The sequence below is a fragment of the Paenisporosarcina sp. TG20 genome (assembly GCF_000286315.1).
Classification (GTDB): domain Bacteria; phylum Bacillota; class Bacilli; order Bacillales_A; family Planococcaceae; genus Paenisporosarcina.
In genome coordinates this window covers 1-5665 of record NZ_ALJG01000151.1, presented here as the reverse complement: position 1 = coordinate 5665, position 5665 = coordinate 1, and the positions used below count along the sequence as shown (strand labels likewise).

Annotated in this window: 5 protein-coding genes; 4 read left to right on the top strand and 1 reads right to left on the bottom strand. The window is 37.0% G+C overall.

Annotated features, from left to right (window positions below; genetic code table 11):
* Positions 1-51: 51 nt before the first annotated feature.
* Entirely contained in the window at positions 52-1029 is a 978-nt protein-coding gene (locus B371_RS0101970; protein WP_019412638.1) for an alpha/beta hydrolase, read from the bottom strand.
* An 815-nt stretch (positions 1030-1844) separates the two neighbouring features.
* Here B371_RS0101970 and B371_RS0101965 point away from each other — a divergent pair.
* The 4 genes from B371_RS0101965 to B371_RS22645 all read left to right on the top strand — a co-directional run bounded on the left by B371_RS0101965 (position 1845) and on the right by B371_RS22645 (position 5373).
* Positions 1845-2969 carry an ABC transporter ATP-binding protein gene (locus B371_RS0101965; protein ID WP_019412637.1) on the top strand — a complete coding sequence of 375 codons (1125 nt, stop codon included), beginning with the start codon at positions 1845-1847 and terminating at the stop codon, positions 2967-2969.
* A 230-nt stretch (positions 2970-3199) separates the two neighbouring features.
* Positions 3200-3835, top strand: coding sequence for an ABC transporter permease (locus B371_RS0101960; protein WP_026022948.1), 636 nt, complete (start codon positions 3200-3202; stop codon positions 3833-3835).
* A 71-nt stretch (positions 3836-3906) separates the two neighbouring features.
* The gene (locus tag B371_RS0101955) at positions 3907-4803 is read left to right on the top strand and encodes a glycine betaine ABC transporter substrate-binding protein (RefSeq protein WP_019412635.1); all 897 of its coding nucleotides are present in this window, start codon (positions 3907-3909) and stop codon (positions 4801-4803) included.
* Positions 4804-5070: 267 nt separating this feature from the next.
* Positions 5071-5373: an EamA family transporter gene (locus B371_RS22645; RefSeq protein WP_237721492.1), complete on the top strand. Its 303-nt coding sequence runs from the start codon at positions 5071-5073 to the stop codon at positions 5371-5373.
* The last annotated feature ends 292 nt before the right edge of the window (positions 5374-5665 follow it).

Here is a 5665-nt window from a genome sequence, read left to right as displayed (position 1 = left end):
CATTGGATAAATATGGCTTGTTTGTCCAAAGGGTTAACTGCTGAAAGAAATTTACCTACCAGCTCCAAGCCGATTTTCATTCTCTAAATAAGTGGGTTTATCCAGCGCAAACGCTTTTTTAAGTTCTTCGGTCCCATCCACAACTGCTTGACGCGCTTCAGGAACGAAGCTTGTGAAGTTGGCAAATCCATGAATAAGATCTTCGTAATTCTTATGGAAAACCTCTACGCCATGAGATTGCAACTTCTCAGCGTAAGCAATTCCGACATCTCTCAAAGGATCATATTGCGCGGTAAGGATGGTCGTCGAAGGTAAACCTTCCAAATTGTCGGAAAGTATAGGAGACAAGTAAGGGTGAATCCGATCCTCTGCATTCTGCAAATAATGCGACTGAAACCATTTCATCATTTCCCCTGTCAGTAAATAGCCTTCTCCATTCTCGGCCATGGAAGGATAATCGGTTGCTGGGCCTGCTGATGGATAAAGCAGGAGCTGATGAACCACGTGAGGACCATTGCGTTCTTTTGCGATAAGGCAAGCGACCGTCGCAAGATTTCCTCCCGCACTGTCGCCACCAACTGCAATCCGGTCAGGATCAATCCCGAGTTCTGCTGCATGGGACGCTACCCATTCTAGTGACTCGTAAGCATCATTCACAGCAGAAGGAAATTTATGTTCGGGGGCTAAGCGATATTCTACGGAAATTACCACGCAGGCTGCCAGATTCGCCAACTCGCGGCAAATGGCATCATGGCTTTCAATACTGCCGAGTACCCATCCTCCGCCATGATAAAAGACGAGAGCAGGATAGGGACCTTCACCTTTTGGTATATAGAGGCGAATGGGGATGTTACGCCCTGCTAAAGGAATCGTTATGTCTTCCACTTTTTCCACGGTCTCTTTCTGTTGTGCAGCTAATTGTGCATTTTCTAAACTGCGCATTGCTTCAGGCGTTATTTGATCCATTGATGCAGCGGGCATGGTGTTCATCTGTTCCAGAAAGTATTGGATTTTCGGATTTACCGGCATTTTTTACCCTCTCCCATTTCCATTTTTATTTTTTCTATATCTATAAAGTTATTCTATACAAATCCATATTATTCCTGCTAAAGAGAATGAAGAAAATTCTGAAAGTGGACTATTTATTCTTCCACAATGAATGATTTAATTAGGCGGTGAAAAAATCAACAATAAAAAAGTTCAGCAATAATATGCTTTTCCATATTTGCAAAAAAGACAAATTTCTCAATTTTAATTTTGAGGAATTGGACTTTTTAAATGTCGCGTCTCAGGGATGCAAACAATTATAGGGTGAAGAAAAAATAGATATAGACAGACCTCCAAAATAAAAAGTCTCTCAATCAATTTCTTGATTATCAGCCTCCCGCCATTACCACACCTAGCTATCTGAAGCTACATTATAAGAATCATTCATGTTAGAATCTCACATCCATTATTCTTTTTTGACCTCCCTTACAAAAGGGAGCAGCTATACGAATTCAACAAAGAAAAAGAAGCAAGAGAACCGTCCCCCTGCTAACGAAATACCCAACGACTACATGTCAAATAGAATAGATTACTTTCTGTGTTTAAAATTCTTGAATCTATTAACTATGTTACACTTATTACATTGTTTATTTCAATATTGTAATAAAAGAGGATTATGATGTTGGAAAAACTGATAATAATTAAAGATTAGACCATACTAGAAACACTAGGGAATGATAAGTCTTAATGGGTACAAGGGTTAAATAATACCTTTACTTATTATCAGGAAAAGTGAGTTGAACTGTGTTATCGAGCGACTAAATTTTGATTTAACTATTAAGTAAGGTGGTGAATTTGTGATTCATTTTAAAAATGTAAGTAAAATTTATGGCAATGACACGTACGCATTAAAAAATATAAACCTTCATGTGAAAAGTGGAGAATTGCTTGCGTTAATCGGTCCTTCGGGCTGTGGTAAAACAACGACTATGCGTATGATCAACCGATTAATTGATCCAACTGAGGGACAAATTCTCATTAATGGAGAAGACATTTTAAAAAAGAATCCGGTTAAATTAAGAAGAGATATTGGTTATGTGATTCAGCAAATTGGTTTACTACCTCATATGACGATACAGGATAATATCTCCCTTGTACCTAAACTAAAAAAATGGCCTAAAGAAAAGTATGAAAAGAGAGTGGATGAGCTTCTAGATTTGGTTGGGCTAGACCCTAGCGTCTTCAAATCAAGATACCCCGGTGAATTATCTGGTGGACAGCAGCAACGCATAGGTGTTATCAGAGCATTGGCGGCTGAACCCCCTATTATACTAATGGATGAACCATTCAGTGCACTTGATCCTATTAGTCGTGAACAACTCCAAGATGAGTTAATTAAATTACAAGAAGAAATTCATAAAACAATTGTCTTCGTAACACACGATATGGACGAAGCCCTCAAGATTGCTAATCGCATTGCAATTATGAGGGGCGGAGAAATCATTCAATTAGATACCCCTGATAAAATACTACGTCATCCTAAAGATGATTTTGTTACTGATTTTATTGGTGAAAAACGTTTAAATGCTAGTATTGGTAATCCGGTTGCGGAGGATCTGATGTTAGACAAAGTAATAACTTCGAGTCCAACAAGGGGATTAGCTGAGGCGTTTACCTTTATGAAAAAAGGAAAAGTAGATCAACTATATATTGTTGGAAAAGAAAAAGAAATTCTTGGATTGGTATCATTGGAAGAGGTAAGAAACCAATTTAAGGATGAGAATAAAATACTGGCAGATATTATGGTTAAAGATGTCATTAAAATCCAAGCTAATCAATCCGTTGGAGAAGTTGCAGATTGTTTTGCGAACCAAGGGCTCACTACTTTACCTGTGATGCAAGACAACAAACTAATCGGTATTATTACTCGTTCAAGTATGATTCGAGGAATAGCAAATTGGGAACAACGGAGTAGTCCTTAACAAATCACGCGCTTAAATGAAATAAAACACAAAATTTATTTGATATTACATAGCCACTAGGAAACAATACATGTAATCTAAATTAATTTTATTTTTAGAGATAATGGATAGTTGGAAAAAATTAATAATAAGATTTATCTTGTTATTAGTTCTTTCTAGGTTTTGAGTAGTGCAGTAAAAATACAAATTACGGGAAGGGAGTGATTCAGATTAATAATGATAATTTCTTCATAGTTTTAATTAATACCTTTGTTGATCGCTGGGATTTACTGGCTATGGCTTTTCAAGAGCATATGTTTCTTGTCGGAGTTTCTATGTCCATTGCCATTATAATATCTGTCCCTTTAGGCGTTTTGTTAACAAGTTTCAGAAAATTTTCTGAGCCCATCATTGGAATAGCATCAGTAGCTCAAACGATCCCTAGTTTGGCATTATTAGGTTTCATGCTTCCTTTAGTAGGGATAGGTAAACCTAATGCGATTATAGCGCTGAGTATATATGCTTTACTTCCAATTTTACGAAACACCTATATAGGAATTTTAGAAGTAGATCAATCAGCAGTTGAAGCAGGTCGAGGGATGGGAATGACTCGTTGGCAGATTCTTCAAAAAATCGAATTACCTTTAGCTTTGCCCGTTATTATGGGCGGAATACGAACGTCCGCAGTTATTACCATTGGTGTAGCCACGTTAGCGACCTTTGTTGGTGCTGGTGGACTAGGCGATTTAATTATGAGAGGCCTGAGTATGTTAAATACCCAACTTATGTTAGTTGGTGCAATCCCTGCAGCTATCTTAGCAATTATTGTGGATTTTCTATTAAAAAGACTAGAGATTGTTGCTACCCCAAAAGCATTGAGAAAATAGATAATTTACATAATGTAACTATTTATCAATACAGTACTTAAAATTTTTTACAAACAGAAAGGTGATGTAATATGAAAAAACTAACATTATTACTTTTAGCTTTAACACTTGTACTAACTGCATGTGGTGGAGGTAAAGGCGATTCAGAAAACACCATTGTTATTGGTGGTAAAAAATTCACAGAACAAATCATTTTAGTTAATCTGATGTCACAGCTTCTTGAAGAAAAAACAGAGCTTGATGTGGTTGAAAAGGCCGACCTTGGTCCTACAGATGTTCTCCAACAGGCAATGGAAGATGGAGATATTGATATCTACGCAGAATATACAGGAACAGCGTATATGATTGTCTTAAAAGAAGAATTAGATACGACTGATCCAGAAGTGATTTATGACCGTGTTAAGAAAGGGTACGAAGAGAAATATGATATTACTTGGTTAGATCCATTTCAATTTAACAACACTTATGCAATTGCCATGCGTGAAGAACAGGCAGCAGAACTGGGTATAGAGAAGGTTTCTGATTTGCAAGCACATGCTTCAGATTTAATTTTAGGTTCAGACTTTGATTTCTTAGAAAGAGAAGACGGAATTACTAACTTTAATGAGGTTTATGGTTTAGAGTGGAAGGATAACAAAGGAATGGATCCAGGACTTATGTATAGTGCGGTAAGAGATGGAAATTTAGATGCCATTACAGCATATGCTACTGATGGTCGTATCCCGCGTTTTGATCTGAGAATTTTAGAAGATGATAAAGGCTTTTTCCCACCTTATTATGCGGCACCTATTATGCCAAAGGAAGTATTGGAAAAACACCCAGAAATTGCTGATGTTTTAAATGAATTAGCTCCACACTTAACCATGGAGAAAATGGCTGAGTTAAATTCCAAGGTGGATATCGATGGAGAACGAACCTCAACAGTAGCTCGTGATTTCTTAATTGAAACAGGTTTAATCTCAGAGTAGAATTATACAGATAAAATAGAGTAAGCGTATGAGTGATTCATACGCTTACTCTATTTTTTTGTGATTCATTCTTTATGATAGTTGTGAGGTACCTGGGTAAAAAACGGCAAATTGCTCTAAAATGCTCTCCACCATTACGAGATCATTCGTAGGCTTGATCTGCCTTAAGACTTTACCTATTCAACAGAATGGAAGCTGATGTTCTGGGTAGTATTACTGGAATTGCTGTGGTAGGCACATTGATCAGTGTGAAGAAAAAGAGTATTTTTGACATACTGGATGTTTCAATCTCAAATCCAATTTTTCGATTCTATTTCAATAAGTTTACTTTTAATAGGTAGTGGTGCAGTAACCGTTCTACCACTATTATTTTTTACTATGAGTGCTAAAAAGGTAACGCTATCCTTGCTAGGAATTCTGCAGTATATTTCACCAACAATAGTGCTGGTAACAGGGGTTTTTCTGTATAACGAAACGTTATCACGAGCACATTTAATTGCACTTATTTTCATTTGGTCATCTCTTGCTATTTATATCTATTCTTCAATTACCAAAAGAGTAAAAAAGTGAAGTAACTAAAAAATGTAAGATGGGAGCTTAGGGATTGTGAAGGTATACTTGGGTAGCCTACGATTGGCATATAGGGTATTACTATTTTATTTTTTTATATAAGTCAATTTCATAACTCCTCAATTTGATAATAAACACGAACACTTAATTGTTATCCGTTTATTTTAGAAAGTAATCGTTTGATTGTAGCGCAAGGCGACTCCATTGGGACAGCACGAGCTGAAAGCCCCGCAGAAAGATGCTGCAAAAGCCAGTATCTTTGCGACGAGTAACCGCAGGAGCACAATGGAAC

Coding starts and splice junctions, on each gene's coding strand:
- B371_RS0101970 (WP_019412638.1), bottom strand. CDS start 1,029: ATGCCGGTAAATCCGAAAATCCAATACTTTCTGGAACAGATGAACACC.
- B371_RS0101955 (WP_019412635.1), top strand. CDS start 3,907: ATGAAAAAACTAACATTATTACTTTTAGCTTTAACACTTGTACTAACT.